The sequence below is a fragment of the Rhodococcus sp. BH4 genome (assembly GCF_002079265.1).
In the GTDB taxonomy this organism is placed as follows: domain Bacteria; phylum Actinomycetota; class Actinomycetes; order Mycobacteriales; family Mycobacteriaceae; genus Rhodococcus_F; species Rhodococcus_F qingshengii.
In genome coordinates, this window is the sequence record NZ_CP014941.1 from 4710990 (window position 1) to 4726301 (window position 15312).

Consider the following 15312-nt stretch of genomic DNA (forward strand, 5'->3'; position numbering starts at 1 on the left):
CCTCCAAAAGACATCTCACGTCGAACGGTACCGGAGACGGTGGACTCAGAACTCATGGAATGCATTCTCTTCACTTGTTGACGTGCCGGACGATGAGAACCGGGCAATCCGCGGTGTGCAGGAGCGCTCGACTGGTCGATCCGAGGAGCATTCCTGCGAATCCGCCGCGCCCGCGACTGCCGACGACTATCAACTGCGCCGTCTCCGCGTATTCGCTCAGAACTCGGACCGGACGGTCACGCGCGACGACTCTTTCGACGAAGACGTCCGGGTAACGCTCGGTGAATCCGGCCAATTGCTCCGCGAGGACAACTTCCTCACCCGTCTGGATGCTGCTCCACAGTGGGTCGTCGGGGGTGGCGCCCAACGAGGGCTGCACACTCACGTCGCTCCACACGTTGACGGCGATCAAGGTGGCGCCCCGCGCGGAGGCCTGCTCGAAAGCGTGCTCGACTGCCTCGATGCTGCTTTCGGATCCATCGACACCGACGACGACGGGGCCCTCGGTCGGCGGTCGACCGTCGAGCGTCCGTCCTCGGACAACTGCAACCGGAGATTCGCCGTGCGAGACAACCGAGACCGTCGCAGAACCGACGACCAATCCGGTGAATTCGCCGTGCCCGCGAGGGCCGAGCGCAATGATGTACGCACCCTTGGACAATTCGATCAAGCGATCGGAGACGCTGCCGTCGAGCAGTTCGGTGACGATCTCGAGGTCGTCGTCGATGCTTTGCCGCGCGAGGATCTGTGCGCTGTCCAGACGAGCGGTGGCAGTGCGCCGCAGTTCGTCCTTGAAGCTCTCGGCGAGGTAAGGCTCGGAGTAGTAGAAGGCTGGGATGTGCACCACCGTCGCGATGTGGAGCGGTCGACCGAGCGCCACTGCCGTCCTCGCCGCCCAGACGACAGCCGACGACGCCGATTCCGAACCGTCTACCGCTACGACGACGGGTTTGGTTGCACTCATGTTCGTCCCTCCACAATCGACCACAGAATCTCTTCGCCCTCACACTATTGCCCAATGACGGCAAAAAGGATTCATCAGCCGACGCGAGTCCCGAATCGGACATTGGGTGTTCGGGTGGACTGCGGCAACGGCCCCGCCAACATCCCTTTCGGGCGTCAACGAGGCCACCGGTGCCGGATTCGCACGCAAACCCTGGCTACTCGATCCACGTTAGGTGAAGAACCCGACCGGTCAGAAGTGAAAAAAGTCCTGTCAACAAGCGCCCAAAATCGGGTTTCGTACGCAGGAGATCCTGAACCACCCGCTCTGCTGTGCGCCTTTGTTAACCGCCGGCGGTTAATAAAGGCGCACAGCAGGGTCAGTCACAAATCTTGCGGAACTTCTCGATCAGCTGCACTCGGCCGTTGCGGTCGGCCGCTAACGGCGTGACGTTGAGCGTCGTGACACCGGCTTCGGCGAAGGCTGCGACGCGTTCCTTGACGTAGCTCTCGGGACCGATCAACGACACTGCGCGAACCAGTTCGTCCGGGACCGCTGCTGCGGCTTCGTCCTTCTTGCCCGCGAGGTAGAGATCCTGGATCTTCTCGGCGGCCTCTTCGTAGCCGTAGCGCACCGCGAGATCGTTGTAGAAGTTCTTGCCCTTGGCGCCCATGCCACCGATGTAGAGCGCAAGGCTCGGGCGTACCCAGTCGAGCATGTGGTCGACGTCGTCACCGATGGCCAGGGCCGGCGACGCGTACACCTGAAGCTCACCGAGGCTCGGATCGCGCTTGGCCTTGCCCTTGGCGATCGGCTCACCCCACACGCTTGCTGCCTTCTCCGGATGGAAGAAAATAGGTTCCCAGCCTTCGGCGATTTCCGCCGTCAGCTCGACGTTCTTGGGTCCGAGCGAAGCGATCAGGATCGGGATGCGCTCACGCACAGGATGATTGATCAGCTTGAGCGGCTTTCCGAGTCCGGTGCCCTTCTCGGCGGGGAGGGGAACCTGGTAGTACTTGCCCTGGTACTCGACCTTCTCGCGGCGCCATACCTGACGGCAGATCTCGACGACCTCACGTGTGCGTCCCAGCGGAGCGTCGTACTTGACGCCGTGGAACCCCTCGATCACCTGCGGTCCGGAAGCGCCCAGTCCCATCACGAAGCGACCGTTGGAGACGAAGTCCAGGCCCGCCGCCGTCATGGCGGTCAACGAGGGCGTACGGGTGTAGATCTGAAAGATTCCCGAAGCGAGTTCGATGGTCGACGTCTTGGCCGCCAGGTAACCGAGCTGGCTGACGGCGTCGAAGGAATACGCCTCCGGGACGAAGGCGATGTCGAGGCCCGCCTTCTCCAGGTCACCGACCTCTTCGACGGTTTCGGCGAACCCGCCGCTGTAGTTCAAACCCATACCGATACGCACGTTGTAACCCCAATCCTGACGATTGCTGCCGTGTGCGACGCGCACACGAGCAGTGGTACTCCCATCGAACACTTACTCACATCGAACACTACGGAACCTGAGTCCGCATTCATGTGACTACCCCGTTCATATTCGATGACCGAAATGAACGGGGTAGTGGGAGAGCCTGTCGAGGGTCAGGATTCTTCGGGGCGAACCACCATGACGGGGCACTTGGCCGAAGCGATCAGGGTGTTGCTGGTCGAGCCGAGCAACATGCCGCGGAATCCACCGCGACCACGGCTTCCGACTACGACGAGCTGCGCTTTTGCCGACCAGTCCAGCAGCCGTCCGCGTGGGTTGTCGAGGTATACCTCGCGCCGGACCTTCACGTCCGGGTATTGCTCGGACCATCCGGCCAAGCTCTCGCTGAGTACCGCGTGCTCTTCCTCTTCGAGAGACTGCGGGGCAAGCGCAGCGGCCCTCGGGTCTTCGAATGCCGCACTGCCGAGGTCACTCCACACGTGCAACGCCACCAACTCGACTCCGCGGAACGACGCTTCCTCGAAAGCCGCACCGACGGCCTGGGCGCTCAACGCGCTGCCGTCGACGCCGACCACTACGGGTCCTTCCGAGGGCACCGCACCATCGCGGTCCCGAACGACGATGACCGGACACTTGCCGTGACTGGCCACACCGACCGCGGTATTGCCGAGGACTGCTGTCGCCGCCTTGCCTGACGCCGACGCTCCGACAACGACCCGCCTGGCTTGTGCCGAACTCTCGATCAGCCACTGAGTTGCGCTGCCGATGGCGATTTCGGTGTGAACTTCGAGTTTCGGATCGATCTCACGGGCGAATTGTTCCGCCTCTGCCAAGATCGCTTTTCCCGCCTCTTCGACCCATTCGTACACCCCACCCGCGTCGACGTACGGTCCGCCGAAACCGTAAGGCGCGAAGTCGAGGGCGTGGATGATGTCGAGTCGCAATTCGCGCTGGGCGGCGATTTTCGCGGCCTCGCGGAGCGCTGTGGACGCAGTGTCCGAACCCTCGACTCCGACAACAACACTGTTATGTTCGCGTGAACTCATGTGCCCACCTTCCTGAAGAAGTAACCGAGCCACTTTCACTCTAACCATCCCACTTGTCCGGATTTTTTGGGGTCGCCCCCTCTTCATTTCGGGGACTTAGGTCCCCGAAACTGTTGACGGATAGGAGAATTAGCAGAGCAATCAGGACCAGGTGTGAACAGGATCTCCCGTCCGCATGTTCTCCACGTAACCGCGGAGCATTCCGGTGAGCGCAGTCGAGCGGTCCGCGCCCGAGGCCTCCGCGTGCGCCACTTGCTCGCGTTGCCAGGCGGCACCGGTCTGCCGATTCATGCACCGCCCTTCGATCACGCCGAGGTACCGATCGCGGGCCGCGGCGGACAATCCGAAGTCGGCCAAACCCTCGTCCGCCAACGGCAGCAGCCTTCGCAGGACCAACTCGTCGGCACCGACCCAACCGATCTCCGGCCAGTACAGGGTGGCGTCGAGTCCGTACTTGGCGCCGATGTGCAGGTTCTCTTCTGCCGCATGGAACGACATGTGCGACCACAGTGGCCGCTCCGCGTTCACCAATGCGCGAACGGTTCCGTAGTAGAAGGCCGCATTGGCCATGATGTCGACGACGGTCGGCCCGGCCGGCAGCACCCGATTCTCGATACGCAAGTGCGGCTTGCCATCCGAGCAGTCGTAGACAGGCCGATTCCAGCGATAGACCGTGCCGTTGTGCATCTGAAGCTCGCTCAACTCCGGAACCCCGCCCGCCGCGAGCACTTCCAGCGGATCGGTGTCCGAGACATCAGGGAGCAGCGCCGGGAAGTACCGTGAATTCTCCTCGAACAGGTCGAGAACCGAATGGATCCACCGCTCACCGAACCACACTCGCGGTCGCACACCTTGGTTCTTGAGCTCGAAAGTTCGGGTGTCCGTTGCCTGTTCGAAGATCGGAATGCGTGATTCGTGCCAAAGCGCCTTCCCTGCCAGGAAAGGAGAATTGGCCGCAAGCGCCACCTGTACTCCGGCCAGACACTGCGCGGCATTCCAGTGCGCTGCGAATTCTTCCGGCGCGACGCGCAGGTGCAACTGCATGGACGTACAAGCCGCCTCCGGCACCACCGAATTGGTGTCGGCCCGAAGGATTTCCACGTCGCCACCGGGTAGCGCGACACCTTCGACGTCGAGTTCGATGTCCTCTCCTCGCGCGGCAAAAATTTGCTCGTTGAGCAATTCGTAGCGCGGGTTGGCGGTGATCCACTCACGATCGAGATGCTCGAGCTGCAGTGTCGGCAGCATCCCGATCATCACCATCTCGGCGTCGTGCGCGTGGATTCGCGCGTCTGCGACGTCGAGGGACGCCCGCAGTTTCTTCTCCAATTCGAAAGTCGCATCACCGGTGAGTGGGCCGGGCTCGACGTTCATCTCGACGTTGAACTGTCCGAGCTCGGTTTGGAAAACCGCAGAGTCGTCGATGGATTCGAGTACTTCACGGTTGGACATCGCGGGCGTCATGTCGCCGGTCACGAGGTTGAACTCGATCTCCATGCCCAACAGCGGAGCGGGCTTGTCGACGGCGTCTCGGAAGTCACCACCGTCGAGCATCTGCTTCATGGCGTCGACGCACGAGCGCACCTTCTTACGAAAGAGCCTACGGTCGGCTCTGGTGAATTCTCGCGCCGTGACCTCTGCACCCATTGCGCATTCCCCCTTCGACGATCAACGTCACTGAAGGCTATCCGTCCGGTGTCACCGACAAACGAGAACTGCGGTGGCACCGGGAAGAATTTCCCGACGCCACCGCAGTTCTCCGAAAGTTTCTTCTACGAGTTGTCGACCCAGGTGACAGCTACGCCGCGAGCCTGCAGCCACGCTGCGGGATCGACCTTTGCGCCGTTCTCGGCAACCTCGAAGTGCAGGTGCGGGCCGGTGGACTGGCCACGGTTACCCACGGTGGCGATCTGCTGGCCGGCGTTGACACGCTGGCCGACGTTGACCTGGTAGTCGTTGACGTGGCCGTACGTGGTGACCGTGCCGTCGTCGTGCTGGACGCGGACCCAGAGGCCGAAACCTGACGCCGGGCCGGCGTCGATGACCTGGCCGTCGGCTGCAGCCAGAATCGGCGTACCGATCGGAGCCGCGATGTCGAGGCCGCCGTGGTGTGCTCCCCAGCGCGAACCGAAGGTGGAGGTCAGCGTTCCGGACACCGGCTGCACGGTACGAGCTGAGGTGCCGGGGTTGATCCCAGCGAGGAACTGCTGTGCCTGCGTGTTGAGGTCGGCAGCAAAATCGGGAAGCTCGGGGATGTCGAGAGCCGGAAGTGCCGCCAATTCAGCCGGAACGACAACGCCCTCGGGGAGCAGACCCTGCGGGATTTCGATGCCGGCGATGGTCTGTGTTGCCGGCGCCGCAGCAGCCGTTCCTGCGCCCATCTGGCCTGCACCGACGAGGAGTGCACCGGTAGCCGCAGCTACGACACCTGCCTTGACACCGGCACCAGGGCCAGCCGACGGGGTGCGGTGGCGGCCGCTTGCTGCCTCGGGATCGATCTCGAAGACAACATCGTCATTGCCCGTGCGGTGGTGGTTTCCCACAGTGTGTACTCCGTCAGTCGTCGGCGTGCAGCGTCCTTCTGATGAAGCCCGCTCCTCTGTCTGCCGAAGAATGTAACAGTTTGATCAAGGCGGCCGCCACCGTTACCCGATCTTGACCAAAACTATTTGTCGCCGTTCTGTCGGCTGGCGTCCAGTTCTGACTTGAATGCGTCGTATCGTGCCCGGTGAGCGGGTCGACGCCGGATGATCGCCCACGCGATGCCCAGAACCACGAACCAGATCGGCGTGACGAGAAGTGCCTGCAGGGTGTCGTCCTTGGTTGTCAGTGCCCAGAGAATGAAGACGAAGAACGCGAGCACGACCCAGCACATCACGATGCCGCCGGGCATCTTGAACTTCGACGCCTCGTGCAGGTGCGGACGACGCTTCCGGTACACCATGTAGCTCGCCAGGATGATCGTCCACACGAACATGAACAGCAGCGCCGAAATGGTCGTGACGACGGTGAAGGCCTCGATCACGGAATCGCCCGAGAACAGCAGGATCAACGACGCCAGCAGGAAGATGCACGAGAACATCAGGGCGTTCGCGGGGACCTTGCGTGAGTTCAGCTTGCCGAGGGCCCTCGGTGCGTCGCCCTCCTGCGCAAGGCCGAACACCATGCGCGAGGTGGAGTAGATACCCGAGTTGGCCGAAGATGCAGCGGAGGTCAGCACGACGAAGTTGATGACAGAAGCAGCGATGCCGAGGCCGGCGAGTGTGAACATGGCGACGAACGGACTCTTGTCTGCGCTGATTTCACGCCACGGAGTCACCGCGATGATCACGGTCAGTGCAACGACGTAGAACAGCAGGACACGAATGGGGATGGAGTTGATGGCCTTCGGCAGGTTCTTCTCCGGGTCCTTCGCCTCGGCTGCCGTCGTACCGACGAGCTCGATACCCACGAAGGCGAACACGGCGATCTGGAAGCCGGCGACGAAGCCCATGAATCCGGTCGGGAACATCCCGCCGTCGTTCCAGAGGTTGTCGATACCGGAGGTGGCACCGTTCGGCGCCGTGAACCCGGAGACGACCATGACGATGCCGACGACGATCAGGCTGACGATGGCGATGATCTTGATCAGCGCGAACCAGAACTCGGTTTCACCGAAAGCGCGAACGGTCGGGAGATTGAGGAGCAACAGCGCCGCGATCGTCAGCAAAGCAGGAATCCACGCCGCGAGCCCTGGCCACCAGTACTTGAAGTACCCGGAAATCGCGATGACGTCCGCGATGCCGGTGACGATCCAGCAGAACCAGTAGGTCCAGCCGGTGAAGAATCCCGCCCAGGGGCCCAGCAGATCCGCGGCGAAGTCGGAGAACGACTTGTACGCCATGTTCGAGAGCAGCAGCTCCCCCATCGCCCGCATGACGAAGAAGAGCATGAATCCGATGATCATGTACACGAAGATCACGGAAGGCCCGGCGAGCGAGATCGTCTTGCCCGATCCCATGAACAGTCCGGTGCCGATGGCACCACCGATGGCGATCAGCTGGATATGCCGGTTGGACAGCTGACGTGAGAGGTGGGGGTCTTCGCCGGACGGCTTCGTCAGGTCTGGTGTATTCGCGTGGTCGGACACGGAGGATCCCCCTCGTCGTTCGGTTCATCCGGGGCATCGAAATCGTGCCCGTCGGGGGAACCTCGGAAAATGTGCTCTCTCAAAGTACGCGTGCACTGGCTCACATCACGCATCGGAAAGCGGACGCCGATAACCTGTCGAGGTGAACACTGACAGCACGGCCCATCAAGACGGACATATCGCCGCGACGCTGTTCGATTTCTCCGGAACCCTCTTCCGTTTGGAGGAGAGCGACGATTGGACCGAGCACCTCGTCGATCACCAAGGCGATCCGCTCGACGTGCACGCTCAAGCCGAGCTGATGCGTCGGATGACCGCGCCGGTGGGCAGAACCGTGGAGATGGACGAAGCGGGGATCTACGCGTGGGAGAACCGCGACCGGGATCCGAAGTTGCATCGTCAGGCTTACCTCGACGTGTTGAGTAAGTCCGGGGTGCCCGATCCGGTTCGGGCCGAAGCTTTCTACGCCCTGCTGGTCGATCCGGATCAGTGGTCGCCGTACCCGGATACCGGCGAGGTCCTGAAGTCACTGTCGGAGAAGGGCATACGCACTGCCGTCTTGAGCAACATCGCCTTCGACATCCGTCCGGCGTTCGCCGACCGCGGCTGGGACGTCTGGGTCGACGAGTTCGTTCTCTCGTTCGAGGTGGGTGCAGTCAAGCCCGAACCGGCGATCTTCGAGTACGCCCTCGCACAACTCGATGTGGATGCGGCACAGACTCTGATGGTCGGTGACAGCGACATCGCCGACGGCGCTGCCCGTGACGTCGGTTGCCAGTTCGCACTCGTCGATCCCCTGCCGACGACCGAACGCCCGCACGCGCTACTCGACGCAGTGCGGAAGTTCGGGCTTCTGTAGGGAGCGCTCAGACACCTTCGGTGAGTTCGCGCAACGACGCGTAGCGCTCGCGCACGTGGGGAGCTGGTTCGGCGTCGAATCGTCGCTCTTCCGGTTTCGGCCACACCGGCGGCTGCGTGTCCCCGGACAGTGCCCATGCTGCTTGCCTGCATGCCCCTTCGGCGACGTACTCACCCGGAGCAGGGATCACGACCGGCACTCCGAGAATTGCCGGCGCGATCTCACAGAGAGCGCGCGACTTCGCTCCGCCTCCGACGAGGAGAACTCGCTTCACCTCGACGCCTTGACGAACCAGATCGTCGACGCCGTCGGCCAAGCCGCACAGGAGTCCTTCGATTGCGGCTCGTGCAAAGTGCGCAGGCGTCGAGTTCTGCAGCCGGAATCCGTGCATGGCCCCCGTGGCGTCAGGGCGGTTGGGCGTCCGTTCACCCTCGAAGTACGGAATCATGACCAGCCCGTCGTTTCCGAGGGGCGCCGTCAACGCCAACCGCGACAGTTCGGCGTGATCGACACCGAGAATGGACGCCGTCGCATCAAGAATGCGCGCGCCGTTGAGAGTGCACACCAGCGGCAAGTGCAGGCCGGTTGCGTCCGCGAATCCTGCCACGTTCCCGCCGGGATCATGCGTGGGGGTGGCCGATACAGCCGAGACGACGCCGGATGTTCCGATCGAGATGATCACGTCACCGGGAACTGCTCCCAAACCCAGTGCGGCTGCGGCATTGTCACCGGTGCCAGGCCCGACAATACCTCCGGAACGTGTACTTCCGATCTTTTCGTTCGGCGATGCAACTCGGGGAACATGCGGGGTTCGACCGCGAAATGCCAACGCCAGCAAATCTTTACGATATTCGCGCGTCGAGGCAGCATAATAGCCGGTTCCACTGGCGTCGCCCGCGTCGGTAACAAGCTCCTCGATCGAGCCGGACCCACCCAACTTCCAGGACAACCAGTCATGCGGAAGACACACCGCGGCAGTGCGATCGGCATTGCCGGGTTCGTGATCTGCCAGCCATCGAAGCTTGCTTGCCGTGACCGCGGCGACCGGAACTACACCAACTGCGTCGGCCCACGCCTTGGGTCCGCCGAACTCTTCGACCAGATCGGTCGCAGCCTTCGCCGACCGAGTGTCGTTCCACAGCAACGCCGGTCTGACAACCTCGCCGCCACTGTCCAGACACACCATGCCGTGCTGTTGAGCTCCGACCGATACGGCTGCGACGTCGCCGAGCCCACCCGCCGCGGCGATTGCACTGTCCATCGCCTCGAGCCAGCATGCCGGATCTATCTCGGTACCGACGGGGTGCGCCGCCCGCCCTTCTCGTACCAGCTCTCCCGAATCGGCATCACGGACAATGACTTTGCACGACTGGGTAGACGAATCGATACCGGCTACGAGGGTCACACTGGCGTCCTTTCCGAAGGACCGTCAGCTCGCGTTGGCGACCGCGGGCATCCGGTTGCTGCGCTTACGCAGCGATCGCACATATTCTGCGCGCTCGGTCTCCGTCATTCCACCCCAGATGCCGTACGGCTCGTGGACGGAGAGTGCGTGTTCGCGGCACTGCTGGAGTACAGGGCACGTCGCGCAGACCTTCTTGGCGTTGCGTTCACGGTTCTCGCGGGCGTGTCCACGCTCGCCGTCCGGATGGAAGTACACCGCGGAATCGTGCCCGCGGCACGCTCCCTGCAGCTGCCAGTCCCACACTTCGGCGGTCGGGTACGGCATCGGAAGGTGCTTGTGCATGATGGCGACCTCAATTCCTTACTCGGGTGACACGGATTCGGGTGACTCTGGGCTGACGCCGGGTCGGACTTATCGACGCCTGGCCGATTGGCCGAGTCGATGTGCACAGACCGTTGCGAGTTCGCCGGTGACCGGCGGAGTCAGCGCTACGACGCCGTCGTCGAGAATTGCCTGCAGCCTGCGGAAATACTCGTCCGGGGCGAGGCCGAAGGTTACAAAGATCTCTTCGTCAGGTCCACCGTCGAACTGCTGCCACTTACGTGCGAACTCGACGATCTCTTGTGTATCGGTGCGGCTCATCAGGTTCTCCCCTGTTTGTGCGCCCTGCTTCACAGAAACTGCGACTCGTCTCCTCGGACGCCCGTGGCAGTGAGTCAAGACACAGACTATGCCTACTTCTGCTTTTTCACAAGACCTACTTACGTCTTTTTGTGAACAAAGTATGCCAACTTTCGCACGCTGAAGTTACCGACGAGGAATGCTTGAATAGGACAATGACCCGACCGTCCACGACTCCGGCTACTGCGGGAGAGGTATTCACGCTGATACGCAGCGGTTCCGCAACCACGCGCAGCGAGATCGGGAAGCTCACCGGCCTGTCCAGGACGGCGGTATCGGCCAGGGTTGCAGCACTTCAATCGCTTGGTTTGATCGCCGATGACGACGAGGGCCCGTCGACAGGCGGTCGGCCGCCGTCCACTCTCACGTTCGCGAACTCGTCCGGCGTGGTTCTCGTCGTGGCAATCGGTCGATCGCGGGCACAACTTGCCGTCACCGATCTGGCGGGCACGATCCTCGCGGCAGAAGACATCGACAAGTCGGTCGGGGTCGGCCCCGACGAACTGATGCCCGAAATTGCCGAGCATCTTTCGTCACTACTGGCCCAGGTCCACCGCGCGTCTACCGAGGTCATCGGAATCGGACTGAGCATTCCCGGAACGGTCGACGTCGCCGCGGGAGCAAGCCTCGACTCTCCGATGATGGCGGGGTGGGACGGAGTCGCGCTTGCCCCCTATCTGGCATCGGTGACCACGGCTCCGCTGTTCGCGGACAACGATGCCAACGTGATGGCTCTGGCCGAATTGAGCGAGCGACGCGAGAGTGCGCCCAACCTCCTGATGATCAAGGCGTCAACCGGCCTCGGCGCAGGAATCGTCATGGGCGGAGTCCTCCAACGCGGTTCACTCGGAGCGTCCGGCGAGATCGGGCATACCAAAACCGCTGCAGCGCGGGGCATGAAGTGTCGCTGCGGCGACGTCGGCTGCGTCGAAACTGTCGCCAGCGGTTGGGCTCTCGTGCACGCCCTCCGAGATCAGGGCCGAAGCGTCGGTCACGTGCGTGATGTCGTCCGCCTCGCCCTGGACGGCGACAGCGAAGCCCGCCGGCTCATCAGAAGCAGCGGCCGACTGATCGGCGACGTCATTTCCGGCGCGGTCAATCTCCTCAATCCCGAGGTCCTGATCATCGGCGGCGACATGGCCGAGGCGGACGAACTCTTCCTCGCCGGGCTTCGGGAGTCCGTCTACGGCAACGCAACGGCGCTTGCCACCCGAAAGCTTCAGATCGCTTCGGTCAGCCACGGCGCACAATCCGGCATCCTCGGTTGTGCGGTTCTCGTCCTCGACCATCTGCTCAGCGCCAGGGAAATCGATCTGCGGATCGCGGCGTCACTCCACACGTGAGTCGCTGACTTCTCGCACGCTCCGCATCAAACAATCAGACTTTTCCGGCATCGCTTGTGTTGACGCTCACACTTCTGCATAAATCATTACCTACCGATCATTCGGTTGTCGATATCGACGATGAGATCGCGCAGGAACGCTCCGAGTCAGCCAAAAGCATGCACCGAGCACACCGGCAACGTCGCAGATCGAACAGCGTTTCTCCCCTGTTCCGACTTCGCAGTTTCACCGTTTCGGTGAACCACGTGACTGGCAGAAAGTAGCTCGATGACCACAACCAGAACTGGCACCAAGCCCGCCGCGAAGGAATACGACCGCGCCGCGATGGCGTCGATGGTCGGCACCACCGTCGAGTGGTACGACTTCTTCATCTACGCCCAAGCTGCAGCCCTGATCTTTGCCGACCTGTTCTTCAAGCCGATGGGCTCGGCAGGCCAGATCGTCTCCTACGTCACGGTCGGCATCAGCTTTGTCTTCCGTCCTCTCGGTGCCATCGTGGCCGGCTATCTCGGCGACAGGCTCGGCCGCAAACGTGTCCTGGTCGCGACGTTGGCGATGATGGGTGCCGCGACGGTTCTCATCGGCGTGCTGCCGACGTATGCATCGATCGGAATCTGGGCACCGATCCTGTTGATCCTGCTTCGCGTCGTCCAAGGATTCTCGACGGGCGGCGAATGGGGCGGGGCCGCTCTTCTTGCCGTCGAACACGCACCCACCAAGCGTCGAGGATTCTTCGGAGCGTTCGTACAGATGGGAGTACCGCTCGGAATGTTGCTCGCCACCGGCGTTTTGGCACTGTGCACGTTCACCCTCACGGACGAACAGTTCACCACCTGGGGATGGCGAGTGCCGTTCCTGCTCAGCGTCGTGTTGATCGGCGTCGGCTTCTACATTCGAAGCAAGGTCAGCGAGTCACCCGTATTCGCCGAACTCAAGGAACGCCGCACCGAGAGCAACACGCCTATCCGAACTCTGTTCAAGAAACACCCGAAGCAGGTCGTACTCGCGGCGCTGTCCTTCATCGGCACAAACGGCAACGGCTACATGGTGATCGGCGGATTCATCGTCGCGTACGCAACCAAGACCTATGGCCTGGGTAAGACCGAACTACTGATTGCCACGCTCGCAAGTGCCGTCACGTGGGGCGTTTTCACCATGATCGGCGCCTACTGGTCGGATCGACGCGGCCGCACCACGGTGATGAACGTGGGCAACCTCGCAATGGTCCTCTTCGCGGTGCCGTTCTTCCTCCTCATCGACACCGGGAATCTCGGCTGGATCTACGTGGCGATGATCCTGTTCTCGGTCGGACTCGGGCTGTCGTACGGACCTCAACCCGCGTTGTTCGCCGAACTGTTCCCGGCTTCGATCCGTTACAGCGGTGCGTCGATCTCCTACGCGGTAGGCACCATCTTCGGCGGCGCCTTTGCTCCCACCGTCGCACAGTGGCTCCTCGGCAAGACCGGTGGCACCCTTGCCATCTCGATATACCTCGCCCTGCTGGCCGCGGTCTCGTTCGTCGCCACGATGCTCATCAAGGATCGATCAGGACGAGACCTGATGGTGTAATCGACCTGAATGTGGACGCCCAACGGCGTCGCGATGCCGGAGTTTGTCAGCCGAACTTTCGAAAGGCGAACTCCGGCAACTTCTTCGCAGCATTCGCTGTGCGCACGATCTTGTGGTTCTTGCCTCGCATCAGCGCCAGTTGGATCCGCGATTCGATCCAGAACGCGCCGCGAGGCGAGCGGTTCCAGGTCTTGTGCAGCAACGTCTTCGTCGCTGCGACGGCGTCCGGCGAGCGAACCGCGATCTGCGACAGCAGTTCCTGCGCCGGCTTGATCGGATTGTCGCTGACTCCGCTCACGAACCCCCACTCGAGAGCCTGATTTCCGTCGAACAGTTCAGCAGTCATGGCGAGGCGTTTCACGACGTCCATTGCCGCGAGTTCGCGCATCGTGACCGTTCCGGTCATGTCGGGGATCAATCCCCACTTCGCCTCCATCACCGAGAACGTGCAATCGGGGGTGGTGAATCGAAAGTCTGCGGCGAGCGCCAATTGCAGTCCCCCACCGAAGCAGTGCCCGTGAACGACCGCGATGACCGGCACGGGCAATTCGCGCCACACCCAGCACGCGCGTTGAAAGAGGTTGGTCTTCTGACCGGGAAATTTCGCGAAGGCCTTCGCCATGCGCCTCGGTTGCTTACCCGCAGAGGCGAAGTCCAACCCGGCCGAGAACGCGTCACCCGCGCCTTGAAGAATCACGCCCCGGATCGAACGATCAGCTTCGATAGTTCGAGCGGCGTCCACCAGGGCGTCGAGCATGTCCAGATCGAGACCGTTGAGTTTCTCCGGTCGGCTGAGCGTCACGTACGCCACCGACTGCACTACCTCGACACGAACGCGATCACTCACGGCTACTCCTTCGGTTAGACATACCCCCGACGAACTTACCTGAGAGTAAGTTCGTCGGGGGTCCGTCATGCCATCTCCGCAAGAAGTTCCATGGTCACTTTGCCGGCAGGATCCGAATCAGTGGATGAAGGCACGGCCACGACGGAGTCCACTCCCGCCGCTCGGTACGCCTCGAGTTGCTCGCGGGCATCGGCCGGAGTCCCGACGATTCCCACCGTTGCCACCATCGCGTCCGAGGCCTGGCTCAAGAGCTCGCGCGGCGCGGCCCCGGCCCTGGCTGCCTCGATCACATCAGCGAAGCCCGCGCGGACGAACATGTCCGAGTACCCCGGAGCAGCCAGATACGGTACGAGCCCGCGTCGAAGTTGATCGATCGACACCTGTGACGGTCCATTCTCGGCGACGGCAGCCGGTGCCCACACCGACACGAAAGGCATGCCGGTTTCCAACTCGGCAGCGATTTCCTTGCACCGTGTGATCAGGCGCCCCGCTTGCTCCGGGCTGACCAGATTGAGCACCAGTTCGTCGCCCAACTCCACCGCGGCCCGAAGCGCCTTGTCCCCGAATGCCGCAACGATCAGCCGGCCGCCCGGCGGTTGAAGTCGCAGCCGGTATCCACTGGTCCGCATCACCGTTCCGGCGACTTCGCCCCGCTCGCCGTTCATGAGCGCTCGCACACCGCGGGCGGACTCCGCGAGCGCCCGAGCTGCCCCGGACCTGCTTCGTCCATGCCATTTTTCGACCACGACAGTGCTGGACGTACCCAAGGCGATCGACACGTGGCGCCCGGTGAGATCGGCCACCGACGCCGCCCCGATCGCGATCATCGCCGGATCACGAACCGTCACCGCGAGTGGGCCGACCACCAGTTCGGAGTACTCGAAGCCGACGCCGACCGACGTCGCCAGCGCAAAGGCGTCGTACGTCGCCATCTCCCCCACCCACACTCGGCCGAACCCGAGTTTGTCGGCGAGGCGCGCGGTAGTGGTCACCTCCTGCGGCGGACGGTCCTGCCACAACCCCAGGGAGATGTCGATGGTCGGCAA

Annotated in this window: 14 protein-coding genes; 3 read left to right on the forward strand and 11 right to left on the reverse strand. The window is 62.6% G+C overall.

Annotated elements, in window-relative coordinates; translation table 11 throughout:
* Positions 1-70: 70 nt before the first annotated feature.
* From A0W34_RS21575 to cycA, 6 genes are all read right to left on the reverse strand, one after another.
* Entirely contained in the window at positions 71-964 is an 894-nt protein-coding gene (locus tag A0W34_RS21575) for a universal stress protein (protein WP_081558249.1), read from the reverse strand.
* A gap of 358 nt (positions 965-1322) precedes the next feature.
* A complete protein-coding gene (locus tag A0W34_RS21580; protein WP_007727670.1) occupies positions 1323-2363 on the reverse strand; it encodes an LLM class F420-dependent oxidoreductase in 1041 nt (346 codons plus the stop codon).
* A gap of 176 nt (positions 2364-2539) precedes the next feature.
* A complete protein-coding gene (locus A0W34_RS21585) occupies positions 2540-3433 on the reverse strand; it encodes a universal stress protein (RefSeq protein ID WP_007727672.1) in 894 nt (297 codons plus the stop codon).
* A gap of 141 nt (positions 3434-3574) precedes the next feature.
* The gene (locus A0W34_RS21590) at positions 3575-5080 is read right to left on the reverse strand and encodes a glutamate-cysteine ligase family protein (RefSeq protein WP_050654664.1); all 1506 of its coding nucleotides are present in this window, start codon (positions 5078-5080) and stop codon (positions 3575-3577) included.
* A gap of 125 nt (positions 5081-5205) precedes the next feature.
* Positions 5206-5976, reverse strand: coding sequence for a M23 family metallopeptidase (locus A0W34_RS21595; protein WP_003946431.1), 771 nt, complete (start codon positions 5974-5976; stop codon positions 5206-5208).
* Between the two features lie 122 nt (positions 5977-6098).
* Positions 6099-7562, reverse strand: coding sequence for a D-serine/D-alanine/glycine transporter (cycA, locus tag A0W34_RS21600; RefSeq protein WP_003946351.1), 1464 nt, complete (start codon positions 7560-7562; stop codon positions 6099-6101).
* Positions 7563-7704: 142 nt separating this feature from the next.
* On the opposite strand from cycA, the gene A0W34_RS21605 reads away from it, so the two are divergent.
* Positions 7705-8421: an HAD family hydrolase gene (locus A0W34_RS21605; protein ID WP_007727677.1), complete on the forward strand. Its 717-nt coding sequence runs from the start codon at positions 7705-7707 to the stop codon at positions 8419-8421.
* A 7-nt stretch (positions 8422-8428) separates the two neighbouring features.
* On the opposite strand, the gene xylB is transcribed toward A0W34_RS21605, so the two are convergent.
* From xylB to A0W34_RS21620, 3 genes are all read right to left on the reverse strand, one after another.
* Positions 8429-9826, reverse strand: a complete 1398-nt coding sequence (xylB, locus tag A0W34_RS21610; protein WP_081558250.1) for a xylulokinase — start codon at positions 9824-9826, stop codon at positions 8429-8431.
* Between the two features lie 24 nt (positions 9827-9850).
* On the reverse strand, positions 9851-10168 hold the full coding sequence (locus A0W34_RS21615; RefSeq protein WP_003946343.1) for a WhiB family transcriptional regulator: 318 nt from the start codon (positions 10166-10168) through the stop codon (positions 9851-9853).
* Between the two features lie 69 nt (positions 10169-10237).
* Complete coding sequence (locus tag A0W34_RS21620; RefSeq protein WP_020970382.1) at positions 10238-10468, reverse strand: DUF3263 domain-containing protein; 231 nt, start codon at positions 10466-10468, stop codon at positions 10238-10240.
* A 194-nt stretch (positions 10469-10662) separates the two neighbouring features.
* Between A0W34_RS21620 and A0W34_RS21625 the strand changes: the two genes are divergently transcribed.
* Both A0W34_RS21625 and A0W34_RS21630 read left to right on the forward strand, forming a co-directional pair.
* Positions 10663-11850 carry an ROK family transcriptional regulator gene (locus A0W34_RS21625; RefSeq protein ID WP_003946405.1) on the forward strand — a complete coding sequence of 396 codons (1188 nt, stop codon included), beginning with the start codon at positions 10663-10665 and terminating at the stop codon, positions 11848-11850.
* A gap of 267 nt (positions 11851-12117) precedes the next feature.
* Positions 12118-13419 carry an MFS transporter gene (locus A0W34_RS21630; protein ID WP_007727683.1) on the forward strand — a complete coding sequence of 434 codons (1302 nt, stop codon included), beginning with the start codon at positions 12118-12120 and terminating at the stop codon, positions 13417-13419.
* A 46-nt stretch (positions 13420-13465) separates the two neighbouring features.
* Here the strand turns inward: A0W34_RS21630 and A0W34_RS21635 are convergent, their stop codons facing one another.
* Positions 13466-14266, reverse strand: a complete 801-nt coding sequence (locus A0W34_RS21635) for a crotonase/enoyl-CoA hydratase family protein (RefSeq protein ID WP_042451070.1) — start codon at positions 14264-14266, stop codon at positions 13466-13468.
* 65 nt (positions 14267-14331) lie between these two features.
* Positions 14332-15312 (reverse strand): LLM class F420-dependent oxidoreductase, encoded by a 981-nt coding sequence (locus A0W34_RS21640; protein ID WP_232329901.1) that lies wholly within the window; start codon positions 15310-15312, stop codon positions 14332-14334.